This is a genomic window from Plastoroseomonas hellenica (assembly GCF_018129085.1).
GTDB lineage: Bacteria > Pseudomonadota > Alphaproteobacteria > Acetobacterales > Acetobacteraceae > Plastoroseomonas > Plastoroseomonas hellenica.
Window position 1 is genome coordinate 32253 of the sequence record NZ_JAAGBB010000021.1, and the last position, 20177, is coordinate 52429.

Below are 20177 nucleotides of genomic sequence, written 5' to 3' on the forward strand. Positions count from 1 at the left end.
TATCAGCCCCGTCATGAGCACAGATGCAGACCGTCCGCTGATCCGCCTGCTGCCGGGCCGCGACAAGCGGGTGAAGGCGGGCCACCCCTGGGCCTTTTCCAACGAGATCGCGATGACGGCGGCGGCCAAGGCGCTGCCGCCGGGCAGCGTCGTGCGCCTCGAGGGCGATGACGGCGTGAAGCATGGCGCCTGGCATTTCAACCCGCACAGCCTGATCGCGGCGCGGCTGCTGACCCCGGATCCGCAGGCGGCGATCGACGCCGGCTGGTTCCGCGCCCGCCTCGGCGCCTGCCTGGCGCTGCGCCAGCGGCTGTTCGATGCCCCCTTCTACCGCCTGGTGCATGCCGAGGCGGATGGGCTGCCGGGGCTGATCATCGACCGCTACGGTGACGCCATTGCCCTGCAGGCCAATACCGCGGGCATGGAGGCGGCGACGCCGCTGCTGGTGGAGGCGCTGCGCGCATTGCTGAACCCTGACCTCATTGTCGGGCGCAACGATGCCGGCGTGCGCGTGCTGGAGGGCCTGCCGGAGCAGGTCGTCACGCTGCATGGCGAGCCGCGCCGCGTCTTCGCCGAAGAAGGCGGGCTGCGCTTTCCCGTCGACCTGACGGAAGGGCAGAAGACCGGCTGGTTCCATGACCAACGCGAGCACCGGGCACGCGTCGCGCGGCTGGCCAAGGATGCGACGGTGCTCGATGCCTTCTGCCACACCGGCGGCTTCGGCCTGCAGGCCGCGGCAGCGGGGGCTTCGCGCGTGACCTTGCTCGACCGCAGTGCGCTGGCGCTCGAGCTCGCGATGGAAGCGGCGCAGGCGCATGGCCTCGCCGATCGCGTCGAGACCCGGCGCGGCGATGCGATGGAGGAGCTGGCGCGCATCGAGGCGCGCTTCGATATCGTCATCGCCGATCCGCCGGCCTTCGCCAAGGCGCGCAAGGACAATCCGGCGGCGCTCCGCGCCTATGGCAAGCTGGCGCGGCTGGCGGCGGAGCGCGTGGCGCGCGGCGGCTTCCTGTTCATCGCTTCCTGCTCGCACCATGTCGCCCCCGGCGAATTCGCCGATGCGGTGCTCTGGGGCGTCGATCGGGCGCATCGCCGCCCGCGCATCCTGCATCAGGGCGGCGCCGGCCCCGACCATCCGCTGCACCCGATGCTGCCCGAGAGCGCCTATCTCAAAGGCATGCTTCTCCACCTGCCATGAGCCTCGCCGCCTACCGGCGCACGGCCTATGAAGCGGCCGGCGCCGTCGCGCATGTCGGGCGGCGGAGTGCGGCGGTGGATGCGCTGCTGGCGAAGCTCGGCGCGCGGCGTGGCGGTTTCATCACCGCCGAGAACCCGTTCTCGCGCCTGACGCCGCCGGGCTGGAACGCGCGCGCGATGCGGCGCTTCGATGAAGCGATCCGCCGCCTGCCGAGTGCCGCCGGCCATGGCGGCTGGCGCCGCTGGCGGGAGGCGCATCGCCTGGTCGCCGCCGATCCTCGCCGCCTGCTGGTGCTGGCGCGGCGCTTCCGCCAGCGTGCGATCGTCGTCGTCGCACGCGGCGCGCCGGCGCGCCTCACATTCTCCCTTGCTCCTGCAGGTAGCGGCCGGGCGGCTTGCCCATAGCCTTACGGAACATAGTGACGAAGCTGCTGGCGCTTTCGTAGCCGAGATCGATCGCGACGGCCTGCACGCTCTCGCCCGCGGCCAGGCGCTGCAGCGCCAGCATGACATGGAGTTGACGGCGCCATCGCCCGAAGCTCATGCCGACCTCCTGCGCCAGCAGACGGCTCAGGCTGCGCTCGCTGAGCGCGACCCGGGATGCCCATTCCTGCAGGGATGCGTGATTGGCCGGCCCGGCCAGCAGCATGCCGGCCAGCGCCCGGAGGCGTGGATCCGCCGGCATCGGCAGATGCAGATTCTCGACCGGTGCTGCCGCCAGCTCATCGAGGATCACCGCGACCAGCCGCCCATCCGCGCCGTCGGCGTCATAGAGCTCCGGCAGCCGGGCCGCGCGCCGCAGCAGCTCACGCAGCAGCGGCGAGATCGACACCGTGCAGCAGCGCTCCGGCAGGCCCGGCGCGGCGTCGGGTTCGACGAAGAGACAATGGCACTCGATATCGCCGGAGCCGAAGGCGCTGTGCGGCAGGTCGCTCGGGATCCAGACCGCGCATTGCGGCGGTACGATGCGGATCCCGTCCTCGGTCTCGCAATGGATGGTGCCGCGGAGCGTGTAGAGGAGCTGCGCCTTGCGATGGTGATGCCAAGGCAGGCGCTCTCCCTCCTCCAGGATGACCGCGGGGCAGATCGCGACGAAGGGCCGCGGCACCGCGTCCGGATGCGAAAGCTGGCCGAATCGATGGGCGAAGCTGCGCGCGAGATCCATCCTGACGACAGCCCCCCTGCATCCAGCGTCCTGGCCGGATCAGACCATAATCTGGCGATCTTGCGCAATGACGCCACCTGCACCGGCGCCTAGCCTCCAGCACAGGACAAGCCTGCCGCCGGAGCGCGGCCCGTGAGCATTCGGCCAACGGATCACGCCCGGCGGCCGAACACGGGGATATGCGCGATGATGCTGGATGCATCCACCTTTCCGCTCGTCTGGATGCGACAGGATGCCGAGCCTGACGAAACACCTCGCGGTGCAGGCCTGTGCCACCATGTTCACGAAATTCTTGGGCTGTCCGCTGCTCTGAGCCGACACTCGCGAAGCCGCGGCCCAGTGACATGGCAGGGCGATCGGATCTCGACATGACCGGCTTCATGCCACCGGCGGACACGTCGCCGGATTCGGCCGACCGTCGTGAGGCCGGCCGCCTGGCGGCGCTGGTGATGCGATGGTTCTTCCGCCAGGCCAGCATCGCCAAGGTGGACGCGTTGTCGGAGGGGTTCCGCCTGATCACCCTCGCCGGGCCCGGGCTCAGGGACGTCGCGTGGAAGCCTGGCCAGAAGATCCAGATCGATGTCGGCGCCGGCGCCAACCGCACCTACACGCCGCTCTCCTGGGATGCCATTGCCGGCGAAGCCCGCATCCTGGCCTTCGCGCATGGCGACGGACCCGGTGCGGCCTGGGCCTTGAACGCGCGGGCCGGGGACGCCTGCCAGTTCTTCGGGCCGCGGCGCTCACTCGACCTGGAGGGCGTGGATGATGATCTGCCAGTCCTCTTCGGGGACGAGACGTCCTTCGGTCTCGCCCAGGCGCTGAGCGCCCGCCTGGGTGCGTCGGGGGCAGCCGTGTTCCTGTTCGAGGTGTCCTCGGTCGAGGCCTCGACGCAGGCTTGGCGATCCTTCGGGACGCAGCGTGCCATCTTCATCCAGCGTGCGGAGGCCGATGCGCATCTGGAGGAGGTCGAAGCCAGGATGCTGCAGATCCTCGACGAATGGGCGCCGACGCCCTTCGTGCTGAGCGGCAAGGCGACATCGATCCAGCGGCTCCGCCGAGTGCTCGGCAGCCGCGGGGTCGCCTCGTCGCAACTCCGAACCAAGGTCTATTGGGCGCCCGGGAAGACGGGACTGGATTGAGCGCCGTCCATCACAGATACATCGCCCGCACATCGGCGCTGCTCTCGCGCCCGAGCTTGTCGAAGTTCTCGGCCAGCCAGCGATCCGCCGCCTCCCGCCCGTATTGGCGGAGCGTGCTGAGGAAGTCCCAGTCGCCGTTGAACTTGGTCGCGAGCTTGAAGCCGCGCAGGCGCGCCTCGTCCTCGATCACATGGATGAAGAGGCGCCGGTAGCGCGGCTGCTCCAGCCGGCCGGCATCGAGCAGGCGCTGCACGAAGTCGATCGCGCGCATCTCCGCCATCAGGCTGCCGTTGAAGGTGATCTCGTTCAGCCGGTTCACGATGTCGGAGGTGCTGGTCGGGATCTCCTCCCGCACCAGCGGGTTCAGCATCACCAGCACCAGGTCCGGCGGCCCGCCCTGCTCATAGAGCGGCCAGAGCGCGGGGTTGCCAAGATAGCCGCCATCCCAATAGGGCTCGCCGTCGATCTCCACCGCCTTGAACACCTGCGGCAGGCAGGCGGAGGCGAGCAGCGCATCCGGCGTGATCTCCTTGCGGGTGAAGACGCGCGGCTTGCCGCTGCGCACGCTGGTCGCGGAGACGAAGAGGCGCGGCGCCTTCGCGGCGCTGCGCAGCGCCGCGAAGTCGATGCTCTCCTCCAGCGCCTGGCGCAGCGGATTCCACTCGAAGGGAAAGGGGTTGAGCTGATAGGGCGACAGCATGCGCGCCATAATGTCGAAGGTTTGGTAGGCCAGCGAATAGGTCAGGTCGTGGCCCCAGATCGCCTTCTCGAAGGGCGTCGAGCGCACCGGGCTGAACAGCAGCTTGGTCGCGACGCTGCGCCAAAAGCTGTCGAGCGCGCGGATGGCGCCGGCGGCGCCATCCTCGATCAGCCCCTGCACCACCAGCGTCGCGTTGATCGCGCCGGCGGAGGTGCCGGAGAGGCCGTCGATCTCCAGCCTCTCCTCTTCCAACAGCCGCTCCAGCACGCCCCAGGTGAAAGCGCCATGGGTGCCGCCGCCCTGGAGTGCCAGGCTGATGCGCTTCCTGGGTGGCGGCGGCAGGCCTCCGGCGTCGTTCACGCCGAGGTCCAGCCGCCATCGATCGACAGCGCCGTGCCGGTGACGCCGCCCGAGCCGGGACCGCAGAGATAGAGCGCCATGCGCGCCACTTCCTCCACTTCGATCCAGCGCTTGGAGGGCTGCTTCTCCAGCAGGTAGTCGGTCAGTGCGACCTCCTCGCTGACGCCGTGCTGCTTGGCGAGCGGGCCGATCTGCGCTTCGGCAAGCGGCGTGCGCACGAAGCCCGGGCAGATGGCATTGACGGTGATCGGTGTCTTCGCGACCTCCTGCGCCACCACCTTGGTCATGCCGACGACGCCGTGCTTGGCGGTGACATAGGCGACCTTCTCCGGGCTGCCGCGCAGGCCATGGGCGGAGGCGATGTTGATGATCCGCCCCCAGTTGCGCGCCTTCATCCCCGGCAGCGCCGCCTTGATGGCGTGGAAGTTGCTGCTCATGTTGATCGCGATGATCGCGTCCCACTTCGCGTCCGGGAACTCCTCGACGCCGGCGACGAACTGGATGCCGGCGTTGTTGACGAGGATGTCGAGGGTGCCGAGTGCGGCTTCGGCATCGGCGACCATCTGCCGCACCTGTTCGGGCTTCGAGAGGTCGGCGCCGGAATAGGGCGCTTCGGCCGTGCCCATCGCGGCGCCCGCCTCAGCGCGGGCGCGGGCGATCTCTTCCGGCTTGCCGAAGCCGTTCAGCATCACCTTGGCGCCGGCCTCGGCCAGCAGCAGGGCGATGCCATGCCCGATGCCGCTGGTCGAGCCGGTGACGAGCGCGCCGCGTCCCGCGAGAAATTTGTCCATATCGCCCTGTCCTTCGTCTGAAGCGCCACCCGGCCGCAGTGACCGGGGACACCCGAGAGATGGTGCGCCGCAGCAAAGGTGAAACGGCACAGCGCCTGTGATCCCTAGAGCAGATTGCCGCAGGGCGGAATTAGCCGAAGACGTAATCTGCCCGAAAGGCAGATGTCATCTGCTGGCAGCAGCCAGAGGTTCAGGGCAGATGCCGCAGCCATCCCGCTAGGCCCTTGACGAAGGGCGACAGCAGCTTCGGGGTATAGAAGCCCTCCGCCGCCCGCTTCCCCGCCTCGGCCAGGGTCGGATAGGGCAAGGCGAGGCCGGTGAGCGCAGAGAGCGGCAGCTTTCGCCCGATCAACAGCCCGTAGATCCCCGCCATCTCGCCGGCATGCGCGCTGAGCAGGGAGGCGCCGAGCAGCCGGCCCTGCGGCGTCGCGACCAGCTTCACGAGCCCTGCCGGCCGTCCCTCCGCCACGGCCCGGTCGTTCTCGGACAGCGGCCAGCGCAGGATCGACAACTCGGCATGGCCGGCGGCGCGCGCCTGCTCTTCGGTCAGGCCGACCTGGGCGAGCTCCGGGTCGGTATAGGTCACCCGGGGCAGGGCGGCGGCGTCGAAGCGGGCCGGCAGGCGGAACAGCATGCGCTTCGCCAGGACCGCGGCGTGCTGGGTGGCGGCATGGGTGAAGCTGCGCGGGCCGGTGCCCTCGGGATCCGCGATGTCGCCGGCCGCGAAGACCCGGCGATTCGTAAGGCTGCGCAGGCCGGCATCGGTCGCGATGCCGCGCTCCGTCGCCTGGACCTGCCCCGCCACCAGGTCGAGCGAGGCGAGGCGCGGCACCCGCCCGGCCGCCAGCAGCAGATGCGTCGCACCGAAGCGGTCGCCGTCGGAAAGCTCGAGCGTCATCCCCTCCCAGTCCCGGGCCACGCGGGTAAGCTGCACGCCTTCCCGCAGGGCGATGCCGTCGACGGCCAGCGCCTCCCGCAGGCCCTCCGCCATCTCGGCATCCTCCTGCCCGGCGATGCGGCCGGCCTCGATCACCGTCACCAAGCAGCCGAGGCGGGCATGGGCCTGCGCCATCTCGAGCCCGAGCGCCCCGCCGCCGAGGATCGCGAGGTGCCCCGGGGGGTCCGCCAGGTCGAACAGCGTCTCACTGGTCAGCCAGGCGATCTCGCCGAGGCCCGGGATGTTCGGGACGAGGGGCGCGCTGCCGGCGGCGATGACGCAGCGTCGGAAGCGGATCCGACGGGTGCCGGCCTCGATCTCGTCCGGCGCCGTGAAATGGGCGGCCGCCTCGATCACCTCGACACCCATGCCCCGCAGCCGGGCGGCGCCGGCATTGGGGGCAGCCCGGGCGATCGCCCCCCGCACATGGGCGCGCACCGCGGCCCAGTCGATCTCCGGTGGCGGCAGGCGGATGCCGAAGCGGTGCGAATCCCGCACGCCGGCGGCCGAGCGGGCGGCCGCGAGCAATGCCTTGGAGGGGATGCAGCCGGCGTTCAGATGGGTGCCGCCCATGCGTCCGCGCTCGGCCAGCGCGACCTTGAGGCCGAGCCCGGCCGCGATGGTCGCGACCGCCAGCCCGGCGGCCCCCGCGCCGATCACCGCCACATCCACCGGGTCCGTCATGCCGCACCTGCTCGCCTGGGACCTCCGAATAGGGCAGGATGGGCATCGCAGCCAGGGTTGGGAGACCGCCTGGGAATAGCGGCGGCATTCCCAAACGGTCTCCGCGGCCCCGTTGCGGTTGACGGGCTGCCCCCCCTCTCCCTATACGTCCCGGCCTTCGCCGGACCGCCCCAGGGGGCCCGGCCGCCGCGCGTCCGCTTGCCGGACGGGCGGGTGATCTCAGGAGAGTATTGTCGTGAAGCGTACCTATCAGCCGTCGAAGCTCGTCCGGAAGCGCCGCCATGGCTTCCGGAACCGCATGGAAACCGTCGGCGGCCGCCGGATCCTGGCCAATCGCCGCGCCAAGGGCCGCAAGCGCCTCTCCGCGTAAGCGGCGCGCGGCCGGAGACGCCCCGACCATGGCGGCACGGCCCGACACACCCCCGACAGATGCGACGCCGGTGCGCCTGAAGCGCCGGCGTGATTTTCTGCGCGTGGCCGCCCGCGGCAAGCGCGCGGCGCGGCCGGGGCTCGTGCTGCAGGCCATGGCTGCCGACGCCCCGGCGCCGCGCATCGGCTTCACCGTGACCAAGAAGGTCGGCAACGCCGTGGTGCGCAACCGCGCCAAGCGGCGCCTGCGGGAGGCCGCGCGGCTCGCCATCCCGGCGCTGCTCGCCGAGGGCGCGATGGCGCCCGGCTGGGACCTGGTGCTGATCGGACGCGACGCCACGCCGACCCGCGATTTCCGCACCCTACTGGGTGACCTCCGCGGCGCGCTGCGCCAGGCCGGCGTCATCGAAGGGGATCAGACCAACACCCCGCGGCCACAGGCCGCCACTGGTTCCAGCGGGGCGAGCGCAGCGATGCCCCGGGGCCGCGAAGGCGGCCCCGCGCGCGACCGACTGATGTCGCCAGTGCGCCCCGACAGCGCGCAAGCCAAGCGGCCGGAGGCCGCGCCGGCGCCTGAGGCCGAAAAAAAATCAGCGGCGCCTGAGAGCAGCCCATGACCATCGCGCACGACATTGACGGCGCGGCAGCGCTCGCCCTGAAAGGGTGTGTCCACACCTACCGCTATACGCTCCGCGGCGTGATCGGCAGCCATTGCCGTTTCCATCCCCATTGCAGCGACTATGCGCTGGAGGCCCTTTCGGCGCATGGCGCGCTGCGCGGCAGCCTGCTGACGGCGCGGCGCATCCTCCGCTGCAATCCCTGGCATCCGGGCGGCTACGACCCGGTCCCGCCCACCCCGACGCCCAAAGGCTGACACGCCCGCCATGGACCAGAAGCGCCTCCTCGCGGCGATCGCACTCTCGATCGGCATCCTGCTGCTGTTCGACGTCTACAACCGCGGCAACCGCCCGCCCGCGCCGCCGCCGCAGACCACGCAGCAGGCAGCCCAGGCGCCGACACCCGGGCCGACCGCACCGGATCCGTCCGGGCAGGCGGTGACCACGGCGCCGGGCGATGCCCCGGCCGCAGCACCCCGCGGCCCCGCCCCGCGCCTGCCGGTCGCGGGTCCGCGCGTCGAGGGCAGCATCAACCTGCGCGGCGCGCAGCTCGATCAGCTCGTGCTGCGCGACTACCGGGAGACGATCGAGCCCAATTCGCCGCTGGTGCAGCTCTTTGCGCCACGCGAGACGGCGGAAGGCTATTACGCGCAATGGGGCTGGACCGCGGCCGACGGCCGCACCCGGGTGCCCGACGGCAACACCGAATGGCAGGCGAATGCGCCGCGCCTCTCGCCCGACAGCCCGGTCACCCTCACCTGGGACAATGGCCAGGGCCAAGTCTTCGAGATCGGGCTGACGCTCGACGCCAACTACATGGTCGGCGTCGAGCAGCGGGTGCGCAACAGCGGCGCCGAGCAGGTCTCGGTGCTGCCCTGGGCCCGCATCCGGCGCGAACGCACCCCGCACCTCGCCGGCTACTACGTGCTGCATGAAGGCTTCATCGGCGTGCTCGATGGCCGCCTGCAGGAAATGACCTATGCCAATGTGAAATCGGAGGGCGAGAAGCGCCGTGGCGCCGGCTTCGAGCAGGATGCCCGTGGCGGGAGCTGGGCCGGCTTCACTGACAAGTACTGGCTCGCCGCCCTGATCCCGGCGGAGCGGGACACCGTGATGCGCACCTCCTTCCGCCATGTGGCCGAAGGTGGGCAGGACCGCTGGCAAGCCGACATGGCACCGAACGCGCCACAGATCGTGGCGGCCGGCGCCACCGCCCAGCTCGCGACCCGGCTCTTCGCCGGCGCCAAGGTGGTCAGCATCCTGGACGACTACGCCACCCGCCTCGGTATCACCGATTTCGACAAGGCGGTGGATTTCGGCTGGTTCTACTTCCTCACCAAGCCTTTCTTCTACGCCATCCATTGGATCAACGGCCTGGTCCATAATTTCGGCGTGGCGATCCTGATCTTCACGCTCGCCATCAAGCTGCTGTTCTTCCCGCTGCAGAACAAAGCCTATCATTCGATGGCCAAGATGAAGATCCTGGGCCCGAAGATGCAGGAGATCCGGGAACGCCATAAGGAGGATCCGCAGAAGGCGCAGACCGAGATGATGGCGCTCTACCGGTCGGAGAAGGTGAACCCCGCCTCCGGCTGTCTGCCCATCGTCATCCAGATCCCGGTCTTCTTCTCGCTCTACAAGGTGATCTTCGTCACCATCGAGATGCGGCACGCGCCCTTCGTCGCCTGGATCCGCGACCTCTCGGCGCCGGATCCGACCAATCTCTTCAACCTGTTCGGGCTGCTGCCCTTCGACCCCATGCAGTACAGCCATTTCCTGCACATGCCGGCGCTGGCGCTGCTGATGGGTGCGACGATGTGGGCACAGCAGCGGCTCAACCCGCAGCCGCCCGACCCGATCCAGGCCAAGATCTTCGCCTGGATGCCGGTGATCTTCACCTTCATGCTGGCGAGCTTCCCGGCGGGCCTCGTGGTCTACTGGACCTGGAACAACCTGCTCTCGATCGCGCAGCAGTCCTACATCATGCGTCATGACCGCGCGAAGCTGAAGGCCGAGCGCCGCAACGGCGCCCTCGCGAAGAAGGGGTGAGTGGCGCTCCACTCCCGGCGGGCGGCCTCATCGAAGCGAAGGATGATGCCACCCGCGCGGCGCTGATCGAGGCCGGGCGGCTGCTCTTCGCCCGGCCCTGCCAGTTCTTCTACGCGTCGCAGCGGATCGACCAGTTGCCGCCCGTCGGCCTGCCGGAGATCGCGCTCTGCGGCCGGTCGAATGTCGGCAAGTCCTCCCTGGTGAATGCGCTGACTGGGCAGAATGCGCTCGCCCGCGTTTCCAACACGCCGGGACGGACCAAGCAGCTCAATTTCTTCGACCTCGGCGAGCGGCTGACCATCGTGGACATGCCGGGCTACGGCTATGCCCAGGCGTCGAAGAGCGTGAAGGCCGACTGGCAGGGACTGATGTTCGACTTCCTGCGTGGGCGCCCGACCTTGCGCCGCGTCTTCCTGCTGCTCGATGCGCGGATCGAGACCAAGCCCGCGGATCACGCGGCGATGAAGCTGCTGGACGAGGCCGCGGTCGGCTTCCAGATCGTGCTGACCAAGGCCGACGACGCCAAGCCCTGGTGGCTGGCCAAGCGCCAGGAGGAAGCCGAGGCGCTGGCCCGCAAGCATGTCGCGGCGCATCCCCTGGTGCTGACCACCAGCAGCCAGACCGGCGCCGGCATTCCGGAGCTGCGGGCCGAGATCACGACCCTGGCCGCCGCCTGACGCGGCTTCCTTGCCGGGCTCCGGACCGCTGACTATGGTGCGCCGCATCACGGCCAGAACAAGTCGACGACATGACCATCACGGGGAAGCCGCCGAGCTTCCAGGAAATGATCCTGCGGCTCCACGCTTTCTGGGCCGCGCAGGGATGCCTGATCCTCCAGCCCTATGACATGGAGGTCGGCGCCGGGACCTTCCATCCGGCGACGACCTTGCGCGCCCTCGGCCCCGCGCCCTGGAAGGCCGCCTATGTGCAGCCCTGCCGCCGCCCGTCCGACGGGCGCTATGGCGAGAACCCGAACCGGCTCCAGCATTATTATCAGTACCAGGTGATCCTGAAGCCGACGCCCACTGACCCGCAGGCGCTGCTGATCGAGAGCTATCGGGCGCTCGGCATCGATCCCGCGCTGCACGACATCCGTTTCGTCGAGGATGACTGGGAGAGCCCGACGCTCGGCGCCTGGGGCCTCGGCTGGGAAGTCTGGTGCGACGGGATGGAGGTGACCCAGTTCACCTATTTCCAGCAGGTCGGCGGCATTGCCTGCGAGGTGCCGTCCTGCGAACTGACCTATGGGCTGGAACGGCTGGCCATGTACATCCAGGGGGTCGAGAACATCTACGACCTCGACTTCAACGGCCAGGGCGTGACCTATGGCGAGGTCTTCCTGCGTGCCGAACGCGAATACAGCGCCCACAACTTCGAATACGCCGATACCGCGATGCTCTTCCGCCATTTTGGGGATGCGGAGAAGGAGTGCCAGTCGCTGCTGGCGCATGGGCTGGCGCTGCCCGCCTATGACCACTGCATCAAGGCGAGCCACCAGTTCAACCTGCTGGATGCGCGCGGCGCCATTAGCGTGACCGAGCGCGCCGCCTATATCGGGCGCGTGCGCGCCCTGGCGAAGGGCTGCTGCGAAGCCTGGATCGCAGGGGATGCGCGGTGAGCTTGCGATCCCACCGCCATTCTACCATATCTGGCGCTCCTTATACCAGGGACACGCCATGGGCCAGTTGAACATCAAGGACGACGCCTTGATTGCCGAGGCGAAGGAACTGGCGGCCCTGCTCGGCACCAGCACCACCGCGGCGCTGCGCGAGGCGGTGCATGAGCGGCTGCTACGGGAGAAGGCGGGGCGCGAATCGGAGCGGAAGCGGCGCTACGACGCGATCATGGCGATCGCCGAGCGAAGCTGGAAACTCTTCCCGCCGGGCACGAGCAGTGACCATTCCGATCTCTATGACGAGAATGGGCTGCCGAAGTGATCATCGACACCTCCGCGATCATGGCGATCCTGCTGCGCGAGCCGGACGCCGCGCGCTTCGGCGCCGCGCTGAGTGAGACGGCCGCTACCGCCATGTCGGCGGCGACCCTCGTCGAGCTGACCATGGTGGCGGAGGGGCGCGCCGGCGCCCCGGTGCGTCCCGTGCTCGACGCCCTGCTGATGGAATCAGACATCGAGGTGGTGCCCTTCACCGCCGAGCATGCGGCGCTCGCCGCCGATGGCTGGCGCCGCTTCGGCCGTGGCCGCCATCCGGCCGCATTGAACCTGGGCGACTGCTTCGCCTATGCGCTGTCGAAGGCGCGCGACGAACCCCTGCTGTTCAAGGGCGAGGATTTCGCCCGGACCGATGTGAAGGCGGCGCTCTAGATCATGGCCGAACTGCTGCTCGAACTCTTCTCCGAGGAGATCCCGGCGCGCATGCAGGCGCGCGCGGCGGAGGATCTGCGCACCGCCTTCCTGGAGGCTTTCGGCACCTTGATCGACGGCGGCCAGGCGCGCGCCTATTGGGGGCCGCGCCGGATCGCGCTGCATGCCGACGGCATGATCGCCGAGACCCCGGGTGCAACCGTCGAGGAGCGCGGGCCGCGCAGCGCGGCGCCAGAGGCAGCGCTCGCCGGCTTCCTGAAGAAGCATGGCGCCGCCCGCGAAGAGTTGGCAGAGGAAAGCGGCTACTGGGTGCTGCGCCGCACCCGCCCGCCTTTGCCGACCGCGGAGGCGCTGGCGGCGCGCCTGCCGGCGCTGATCCGCAAGCTGGCCTGGCCGAAGAGCATGCGCTGGGGCGTGAGTCCCTTCCCCTGGGTGCGGCCGCTGCGCCGCATCCTCTGCGTCTTCGACGGCGCGGTGGTGCCCTTCGCGCTCGCCGAAGGCGCGGATGACGCGCATGGCCTCGCCAGCGGCGACCTGACCGAGGGCCATCGCATCCAGGCACCGGGCGCCTTCGCGGTGCGCGGCTTCGCGGACTACGCCGCGAAGCTGCACGAGCGTTTCGTGGTGCTGGACGACGCCGAGCGCGAGCGGCTGGTGGAGGAGGGTGTCACCCGCCTGGCCGCCGCCGAGGGTTTCACGGTCATGCCGGACCGCGGGCTGGTGAGCGAGGTCGCCGGCCTCGTCGAATGGCCGGTGCCGCTGCTGGCCAGGATCGACGATGCCTTCATGGATCTGCCGCCGGAGGTGATGCGCACCACCATGCGGGTGAACCAGCGCTACTTCACGCTGGTGACGACGGATGGCAGGGCCGCGCCGCGTTTCGCGCTGGCCGCGAACATCGCGGCATCGGATGGCGGCGCCGCGATCGCCGCCGGCAATGAGCGCGTGCTGCGCGCGCGGCTGTCCGACGCACGCTTCTTCTGGGACCAGGACCGCAAGCAGCGGCTGGAGGATTTCCTGCCGAAGCTCGATGCCGTGGTGTTCCACGCCAGGCTCGGCACCCAGGGCCAGCGGGTCGCGCGGCTGGAGAAGCTCGCCGCGCTGATCGCGACGCGGATCGGCGCCGATGCGGCGTTGTCGGCACGTGCGGCGAAGCTCGCCAAGGCGGACCTCGCTTCCGGCATGGTCGGTGAGTTTCCGGAATTGCAGGGCGTGATGGGGCGCTACTACGCGCAGGCGGCGGGCGAGGATGCGCGGGTCGCGGAGGCGATCGGCGCGCATTACCGCCCGCTCGGCCCGGGCGATGCGGTGCCGGCGGAGCCGATCGCGATCAGCGTCGCGCTGGCCGACAAGATCGACCAGCTCGTCGGCTTCTTCGCCGCCGATGAGCGCCCGACCGGCAGCGGCGATCCCTTCGCGCTGCGCCGCGCGGCACTCGGCGTCATCCGGATCATCAGGGAGAATGGGCTGCGCCTCGCGCTCGCCGACATCTTCGCCGAGGCCTTCTTCCTGTTCCCGGCCGCCACCGGCAGCACCGCGGTGCCGGAGTTCGGGATGACGGTCGCTGCCGAACGGATGAAAGCGGGCTTCGTGCCGCCCGCCGGCAGCCCGCATCCGCCGATGGTCGCCGCCTTCGCCGCCGGCCTGCTCGACTTCCTCGCCGAACGGTTGCGCGTGCAGCTCCGCGCCGAGGGCGCGCGGCACGACATCGTCGCCGCGGTGTTCAGCGCCGGCGCCGATGACGACCTGAACCGGCTGCTGGCGCGCGCCGATGCGGTGCGCGACTTCCTCGACAGCGACAACGGCGCCAACCTGTTGGCCGCCGCCAAGCGCGCGCAGAACATCCTGCGCATCGAGGAGAAGAAGGACGGCGCGGCGTTCGAGCCCGAGTTCCAGGTGCATCACAATGCCCCGGTGCAGGAGACGGCACTCTGCGCTGCCCTGGATAGCGCTCGCCACTCCGTGGCAGAGTGCCTGCCCCGGGAGGACTTCGCCGGCGCCATGGCCGCGATGGCGACGTTGCGCACGCCGCTCGACGCCTTCTTCGAAGGCGTGATCGTCAACGACCCTGATTCGCAACTCCGCCGCAATCGTCTGCGTTTGCTGGCCGGCCTGCGCGCGGTACTGGATCAGGTGGCGGATTTCTCGAAGATCGAAGGCTGAGGAGCTTGGCGATGAGCAAGTGGGTCTACAGCTTCGGCGCTGGCCGCAACGAAGGCAGCGCGCAGATGCGCAACCTGCTCGGCGGCAAGGGCGCCAACCTCGCCGAGATGGCCTCGATCGGCCTGCCCGTGCCGCCCGGCTTTACTATCACGACCGAGGTCTGCACCGCCTATTACGAGAATGGCCGCCAGTACCCGGCCGAGCTCCGGGAGCAGGTCGCTGAGGCGCTGGCCCGCGTCGAGACCGCGGTCGGCCTCAAGTTCGGCGACCACCAGAAGCCGCTGCTGGTCTCGGTCCGCTCCGGCGCCCGAGTCTCCATGCCTGGCATGATGGATACGGTGCTGAATCTCGGCCTCAATGACCAGACGGTCGACGGGCTGGCCAATGCCTCGGGCGATGCCCGCTTCGCCTGGGACAGCTACCGCCGCTTCATCCAGATGTTCGGCTCCGTCGTGCTCGACGTCGATCACCACCGCTTCGAGGAGATCATCGAGCATGTGAAGCTCGACCGCGGCGTGCTCGAGGACACCGAGCTCACCGCCCAGGACTGGCACCGCGTGGTCGCCGGCTACAAGGACATGGTGGAGGAGGTAACCGGCGAGCCCTTCCCGCAGGATCCCGAGGCGCAGCTCTGGGGGGCGATCGGCGCGGTCTTCGGGTCCTGGATGAACCAGCGCGCCAATACCTACCGCCGGCTGCACGACATCCCCGAGAGCTGGGGCACCGCGGTCAACGTGCAGGCCATGGTGTTCGGCAACATGGGCAGCGACTGCGCGACCGGCGTCTGCTTCACGCGCGATCCCTCGACCGGCGAGAACATCTTCTACGGCGAATACCTGATCAACGCCCAGGGCGAGGACGTGGTCGCCGGCATTCGCACGCCGCAGCCGATGAGCGAGGCGCGCGCCAAGCCCGGCGAGCGCAGCATGGAGGCGGCCATGCCTGCCGCCTATGCCGAGCTGGTGCAGGTGCGCGCCACGCTCGAGAAGCACTACCACGACATGCAGGACATCGAGTTCACGGTCCAGCAGAACAAGCTCTACATGCTGCAGACCCGCAACGGGAAGCGCACCGCGGCGGCCAGCCTCAAGATCGCGGTCGACATGGCGCGCGAGGGGCTGATCGACGAGAAGGAAGCTGTGCAGCGCGTCAATCCTGCGGCGCTCGACCAGCTCCTGCACCCGACGCTCGATCCCAGCGCGAAGCGCAGCGCGATCGCCAAGGGCCTGCCGGCTTCCCCAGGCGCCGCCTGCGGCGTCATCGTCTTCTCGGCCGATGAGGCGGAGGCGCGAGCGCAGAAGGGCGAGGCGGTGATCCTGGTCCGCATCGAGACCAGCCCCGAGGACATCCACGGCATGCATGCCGCGAAGGGCATCCTGACCACGCGCGGCGGCATGACCAGCCACGCCGCGGTGGTCGCGCGCGGCATGGGCCGCCCCTGCGTCGCGGGTGCCGGCTCCATCACCGTGGACTACGCTTCCCAGGCGCTGATGGCCGGCGGCCGCACCTTACGCGGCGGCGAGACCATCACCTTGGACGGCGCGACCGGCGAGGTCTTCGCCGGCACGGTCGCGATGATCGAGCCGAAGCTCTCCGGCGATTTCGCCACCCTGATGGAATGGGCCGACAAGGTCCGCCGCCTCAAGGTACGCGCCAATGCCGAGACGCCGGTCGATGCCGACACCGCGCGCAAGTTCGGCGCCGAGGGCATCGGCCTCTGCCGCACCGAGCACATGTTCTTCGATCCGGAGCGCATCGGCGCGGTGCGCCAGATGATCATGGCGGAGACCGAGCAGGGCCGACGCGCTGCCCTGGCGCGGCTGCTGCCCTTCCAGCGCGCCGACTTCCTCGACCTGTTCCGCATCATGGCCGGGCTGCCGGTGACGATCCGGCTGCTCGACCCGCCGCTGCATGAATTCCTGCCGCATGCCGAGCATGAGCTGGCGGAGGTGGCGGAGACGCTCGGCGCCGATGTGGAGGCGATGAAGCGCCGCGCGGCGGAGCTGTCGGAAGCCAACCCGATGCTCGGTCACCGTGGCTGCCGCCTCGGCGTCACCTTCCCAGAGATCTATGAGATGCAGGCCCGCGCCATCTTCGAGGCGGCGGTCGCAATCGGGAAGGAGACCCACAAGGCGCCGGTGCCGGAGATCATGATCCCGCTGGTCGCGATGACCCGCGAGCTCGAGATCACCCGCGCCATGGTGGACAAGGTCGCGCAGCAGGTCTTCGCCGAGAGCGGCTACCACGTCACCTACCAGGTCGGCACCATGATCGAGCTGCCGCGCGCCGCGCTGATCGCCGATCGCATCGCGGAAGCCGCGGATTTCTTCAGCTTCGGCACGAACGACCTGACGCAGACAGTGTTCGGCCTGTCGCGCGACGATGCCGGCAAGTTCCTGCCGACCTACGTCGAGAAGGGCATCCTGCCGAAGGATCCCTTCGTCTCGATCGACATCGATGGCGTCGGCGCGCTGGTGCGCATCGCCGCCGAGAAGGGCCGCGGCGTGAAGCCCGACCTCAAGCTCGGCATCTGCGGCGAGCATGGCGGCGACCCGGCCTCGATCCATTTCTGCGAGAGCGTCGGGCTGGACTACGTCTCCTGCTCCCCCTACCGCGTCCCGGTCGCAAGATTGGCGGCGGCGCAGGCAGCGTTGGCGAGCGGGGGTGGCGATCGCACGGCGTAAGCCTGTGCTGCGGCCGCGCCGCCTTTTTTCATGGTCCTCAAACGCCGGCGCGCGCATCCGCGCGCTTGGCTTGCGCGCCGTCGGGCCAGTTCTGGCGGCGGCTGTCAGTCGCGCGCGGGCCGCATTCGCGGCCTCGGCCTGCATCGGCTGACGCCTCGCAGTCCGGCCTTTCCAGTGGCGGCCTGCGGCCGCGGCTTTGGAGCCAACCCCACGGCCGCAGGCCGCCACTGGCTTCTGCGGAGCGAGGCAAGGCCGATGCTCCGGGGCCGCGAATGCGGCCCCGCGCGCGACCGACCGATGTCGCCAACGCGCCCTGACAGCGCGTAAGCCAAGCGCGCGAATGCGCGCCGGCGTCTGAGGCCGATTTAACGCGACAGGGCGGCGACGACCTGGGAGACGAGGATGCCGGTCGCCACGTCGATCAGCACGAAGCCGATGGCGTTGAAGCCGTCCAGCGCCAGCGCGTGCCGGGTCAGGAACCAGCCGAGCCAGAGCGCGTAGCCCAGGATGGCGAGGCTGAGCAGCGTCGCCAGGCCGGCGGGCAGGCCAAGGGCAGAGGCCAGGCTCAGCAGCACCAGCGTCGCGTATTGGACGACGTTGCACCAGTTCCAGGCGGCCACGAAGAGCGGCCAGCGCAGGCCGCGCCCGCCGGCGATCGCCATCCGCCGCGCCAGCAGCGGAAAGGCGGTCCAGCCGATCACGTAGCCGGCCAGCTCCGCGGACAGCGCGCGGGCGGTGAACGGCGCGTCCTCGCCGAGCAGCCGCAGCGCCAGGAAGGGCGGCAGGCAGATCGCCGCCGCCCAGAAGCTGCGCGCGGCGCCATCCAGTGTCGTCTCCATCGCGCGCAGCCCGTCGGCGCGCCCGGTCGCCAGGCGCAGGGCTCCCATCAGCCCCGCGGCGATCGCGAGTCCGGTGGGCAGGCCGCTCAGCCCAGGAACTCCTCGAGTACGTGCCGGTAGAGCACCGCGAGATCGCGCAGCTCCGCGACCGGCGCGCTCTCATCGACCATGTGCAGCTTGGCGCCGACCGCGCCGAGTTCCGCCACCGGGCAATAGCGCGCGATGAACCGGGCATCGGAGGTGCCGCCGCCGGTGTCGAGCTTCGCCTCCCGCCCCGTCGCGCGGCGGATCGCGTTCTGCAACCCGTCCACGAAGGCACCGGGCTCGGTGAGAAAACTTTCCCCGGAGCAACTCACCTCGAGATCGGCGCGCGCCTCCTCGGCCGCCAGCGCCGCCTGGATCCGCTCGGTGAGCGAAGCCGAGCTGTGCAGGTCGTTGAAGCGGATGTTCACCATCGCCCGCGCCACGGCCGGGATGACGTTGGAAGCGGTATTGCCGACATCGAAGCCGGTGACCTGCAAGGTCGTCGGTTCGAACCACTGGCTGCCCTGATCGAGCGGCTCCGCGGTCAGCCGGTGCAGCACCCGGACCAGGCGGTGGATCGGGTTGTCCGCCTTCTGCGGATAGGCGCTGTGACCCTGGATGCCGTGCAGCGCGATGCGCGCGGTCATGGAGCCGCGGCGCCCGATCTTCAGCGTATCGCCGAGCATGGTCTGCGAGGTCGGCTCGCCGACCAGGGCCATGTCCGGGATCTGGCCGTTCGCCTCCATCCATTCCAGCACCTTGGCGGTGCCGTTGATCGAAGGGCCTTCCTCGTCGCCGGTGATCAGCAGGCTGATGCTGCCCTTGGGGTTCGGGTTGGCGCGCAGGAAGTCAGCGAGGCCGGCAACGAAGGCGGCAATGCCGCCCTTCATGTCGCAGGCGCCGCGGCCATGGAGCACGCCGTCGCGCACCAGGCCGGAGAAGGGGTCGTCGCTCCAGCCGGTCTCCCCGGGCGGCACCACGTCGGTGTGGCCGGCGTAGCAGAAATGCGGGCCTTCGGTGCCGATGCGCGCGAAGAGGTTGTCGACCTCCGCAAAGGGCAACCGCGTGCAGGTGAAGCCGAGCGGCCGCAGCACCGCTTCCATCACGCCGAGCGCGCCGCCCTCGGCGGGCGTCACGCTCGGGCAGCGGATCAGCGCCTGCGCGATCGGGATCGGATCGGCGGGCTGGTTGCTGGCCATCTCAGTCCCGCAGCAGCTCGTTGATCGCGGTCTTGGCGCGGGTCTGCGCATCGACGCGCTTCACGATCACCGCGCAATAGAGCGAGGGCCCGGGCGTGCCGTCCGGCAGCGGCTTGCCCGGCAGGTTGCCCGGCACCACCACCGAATAGGACGGCACGCGGCCCACGAAGATCTCACCGGTGTTGCGGTCGACGATCTTGGTGGTGGCGCTGAGGAAGACGCCCATGGAGAGCACCGAACCGCGCTCCACGATCACGCCTTCCACCACTTCGGACCGCGCGCCGATGAAGCAGTCATCCTCGATGACGACGGGGTTCGCCTGCAGCGGCTCCAGCACGCCGCCGATGCCGACGCCGCCCGAAAGGTGCACGTTCTTGCCGATCTGCGCGCAGGACCCGACCGTCGCCCAGGTGTCGACCATGGTGCCCTCATCCACATACGCGCCGAGATTCACAAAGGAGGGCATCAGCACGACGTTGCGCGCGATATAGGCGGAGCGGCGCACGACCGCGCCCGGCACGGCGCGGAAGCCGGCTTCCCGGAAGCGGTTCTCGCCCCAGCCTTCGAACTTCAGCGGCACCTTGTCATAGGCGCCGGCGGCGGTCGCCATCGGCGCGCTGTCGGTGAGGCGGAAGCTCATCAGCACCGCCTGCTTCAGCCATTGGTTGACCATCCAGCCGCCCTTGCCGTCGGGTGCCGCGACGCGGGCGCGGCCGGAATCCATCAGTTCCAGCGCTTCCTCGATCGCCGCACGCTCCGCCCCCGCCGTCGCCGGGCTCAGGCCGTCACGGCGCGCCCAAAGGGCTTCGATGCTGGCCTGGAGGGAGGCGATGTCGGTCATGGCGCGTTTCCTGCTACTGGGCCTGCAACGGGGCCTGCCCCGCTCCTGATGGATAGCCTGCCCCGCTTCCTGATGGGGAGCCTGCCCCTTTGCGGC

Annotated in this window: 19 protein-coding genes and 1 pseudogene; 13 read left to right on the forward strand and 7 right to left on the reverse strand. The window is 69.8% G+C overall.

The window, feature by feature from the left end:
• Positions 1 to 13: 13 nt before the first annotated feature.
• Positions 14 to 1198, forward strand: coding sequence for a class I SAM-dependent rRNA methyltransferase (locus GXW71_RS17685; protein ID WP_211853875.1), 1185 nt, complete (start codon positions 14 to 16; stop codon positions 1196 to 1198).
• Positions 1195 to 1602 carry a DUF3293 domain-containing protein gene (locus GXW71_RS17690; protein ID WP_211853876.1) on the forward strand — a complete coding sequence of 136 codons (408 nt, stop codon included), beginning with the start codon at positions 1195 to 1197 and terminating at the stop codon, positions 1600 to 1602. The genes GXW71_RS17685 and GXW71_RS17690 overlap by 4 nt, the downstream gene beginning before the upstream one ends.
• On the opposite strand, the gene GXW71_RS17695 is transcribed toward GXW71_RS17690, so the two are convergent.
• Entirely contained in the window at positions 1553 to 2362 is an 810-nt protein-coding gene (locus tag GXW71_RS17695) for an AraC family transcriptional regulator (RefSeq protein ID WP_211853877.1), read from the reverse strand. The two genes, GXW71_RS17690 and GXW71_RS17695, sit on opposite strands and share 50 nt — an antisense overlap.
• Before the next feature lie 368 nt (positions 2363 to 2730).
• On the opposite strand from GXW71_RS17695, the gene GXW71_RS17700 reads away from it, so the two are divergent.
• Positions 2731 to 3501, forward strand: coding sequence for a siderophore-interacting protein (locus GXW71_RS17700; protein WP_211853878.1), 771 nt, complete (start codon positions 2731 to 2733; stop codon positions 3499 to 3501).
• Positions 3502 to 3511: 10 nt separating this feature from the next.
• Here GXW71_RS17700 and GXW71_RS17705 read toward each other — a convergent pair whose 3' ends face one another.
• The 3 genes from GXW71_RS17705 to GXW71_RS17715 form a co-directional block, all read right to left on the reverse strand.
• A complete protein-coding gene (locus GXW71_RS17705) occupies positions 3512 to 4561 on the reverse strand; it encodes a patatin-like phospholipase family protein (protein ID WP_367617325.1) in 1050 nt (349 codons plus the stop codon).
• Entirely contained in the window at positions 4558 to 5352 is a 795-nt protein-coding gene (locus tag GXW71_RS17710) for a 3-hydroxybutyrate dehydrogenase (protein ID WP_211853879.1), read from the reverse strand. Before GXW71_RS17710 ends, GXW71_RS17705 begins: the two co-directional genes overlap by 4 nt.
• A 190-nt stretch (positions 5353 to 5542) precedes the next feature.
• Positions 5543 to 6973, reverse strand: a complete 1431-nt coding sequence (locus GXW71_RS17715) for a dihydrolipoyl dehydrogenase family protein (protein WP_211853880.1) — start codon at positions 6971 to 6973, stop codon at positions 5543 to 5545.
• Between the two features lie 235 nt (positions 6974 to 7208).
• Here GXW71_RS17715 and rpmH point away from each other — a divergent pair, with 235 nt between their 5' ends.
• From rpmH to ppdK, 10 genes and pseudogenes are all read left to right on the forward strand, one after another.
• Positions 7209 to 7343 carry a 50S ribosomal protein L34 gene (gene rpmH, locus GXW71_RS17720; protein ID WP_211853881.1) on the forward strand — a complete coding sequence of 45 codons (135 nt, stop codon included), beginning with the start codon at positions 7209 to 7211 and terminating at the stop codon, positions 7341 to 7343.
• Between the two features lie 28 nt (positions 7344 to 7371).
• Positions 7372 to 7746 (forward strand): annotated as a pseudogene (gene rnpA / locus GXW71_RS17725) (ribonuclease P protein component); the annotation flags it as partial.
• Between the two features lie 209 nt (positions 7747 to 7955).
• Complete coding sequence (gene yidD, locus GXW71_RS17730) at positions 7956 to 8216, forward strand: membrane protein insertion efficiency factor YidD (RefSeq protein ID WP_211853883.1); 261 nt, start codon at positions 7956 to 7958, stop codon at positions 8214 to 8216.
• Between the two features lie 10 nt (positions 8217 to 8226).
• Positions 8227 to 10008, forward strand: coding sequence for a membrane protein insertase YidC (gene yidC, locus GXW71_RS17735; RefSeq protein ID WP_211853884.1), 1782 nt, complete (start codon positions 8227 to 8229; stop codon positions 10006 to 10008).
• A gap of 29 nt (positions 10009 to 10037) precedes the next feature.
• Entirely contained in the window at positions 10038 to 10685 is a 648-nt protein-coding gene (gene yihA, locus GXW71_RS17740) for a ribosome biogenesis GTP-binding protein YihA/YsxC (protein WP_211853966.1), read from the forward strand.
• A gap of 71 nt (positions 10686 to 10756) precedes the next feature.
• Positions 10757 to 11626: a glycine--tRNA ligase subunit alpha gene (locus tag GXW71_RS17745; protein ID WP_211853885.1), complete on the forward strand. Its 870-nt coding sequence runs from the start codon at positions 10757 to 10759 to the stop codon at positions 11624 to 11626.
• Complete coding sequence (locus tag GXW71_RS17750; RefSeq protein ID WP_211853886.1) at positions 11616 to 11945, forward strand: type II toxin-antitoxin system VapB family antitoxin; 330 nt, start codon at positions 11616 to 11618, stop codon at positions 11943 to 11945. The genes GXW71_RS17745 and GXW71_RS17750 overlap by 11 nt, the downstream gene beginning before the upstream one ends.
• Positions 11942 to 12331, forward strand: a complete 390-nt coding sequence (locus GXW71_RS17755) for a type II toxin-antitoxin system VapC family toxin (RefSeq protein WP_211853887.1) — start codon at positions 11942 to 11944, stop codon at positions 12329 to 12331. The genes GXW71_RS17750 and GXW71_RS17755 overlap by 4 nt, the downstream gene beginning before the upstream one ends.
• 3 nt (positions 12332 to 12334) lie before the next feature.
• Positions 12335 to 14494: a glycine--tRNA ligase subunit beta gene (glyS, locus tag GXW71_RS17760; RefSeq protein WP_211853888.1), complete on the forward strand. Its 2160-nt coding sequence runs from the start codon at positions 12335 to 12337 to the stop codon at positions 14492 to 14494.
• An 11-nt stretch (positions 14495 to 14505) separates the two neighbouring features.
• Entirely contained in the window at positions 14506 to 17178 is a 2673-nt protein-coding gene (gene ppdK, locus GXW71_RS17765) for a pyruvate, phosphate dikinase (protein WP_211853889.1), read from the forward strand.
• Between the two features lie 365 nt (positions 17179 to 17543).
• Here ppdK and GXW71_RS17770 read toward each other — a convergent pair whose 3' ends face one another.
• From GXW71_RS17770 to dapD, 3 genes are read right to left on the reverse strand one after another with little or no spacing between them, the layout of a single operon-like run.
• The gene (locus GXW71_RS17770; RefSeq protein ID WP_211853890.1) at positions 17544 to 18065 is read right to left on the reverse strand and encodes a hypothetical protein; all 522 of its coding nucleotides are present in this window, start codon (positions 18063 to 18065) and stop codon (positions 17544 to 17546) included.
• A 38-nt stretch (positions 18066 to 18103) separates the two neighbouring features.
• Positions 18104 to 19240, reverse strand: coding sequence for a succinyl-diaminopimelate desuccinylase (gene dapE, locus GXW71_RS17775; protein WP_211853891.1), 1137 nt, complete (start codon positions 19238 to 19240; stop codon positions 18104 to 18106).
• 1 nt (position 19241) lies between these two features.
• Positions 19242 to 20081 carry a 2,3,4,5-tetrahydropyridine-2,6-dicarboxylate N-succinyltransferase gene (gene dapD, locus GXW71_RS17780; protein WP_211853892.1) on the reverse strand — a complete coding sequence of 280 codons (840 nt, stop codon included), beginning with the start codon at positions 20079 to 20081 and terminating at the stop codon, positions 19242 to 19244.
• Positions 20082 to 20177 lie beyond the last annotated feature (96 nt).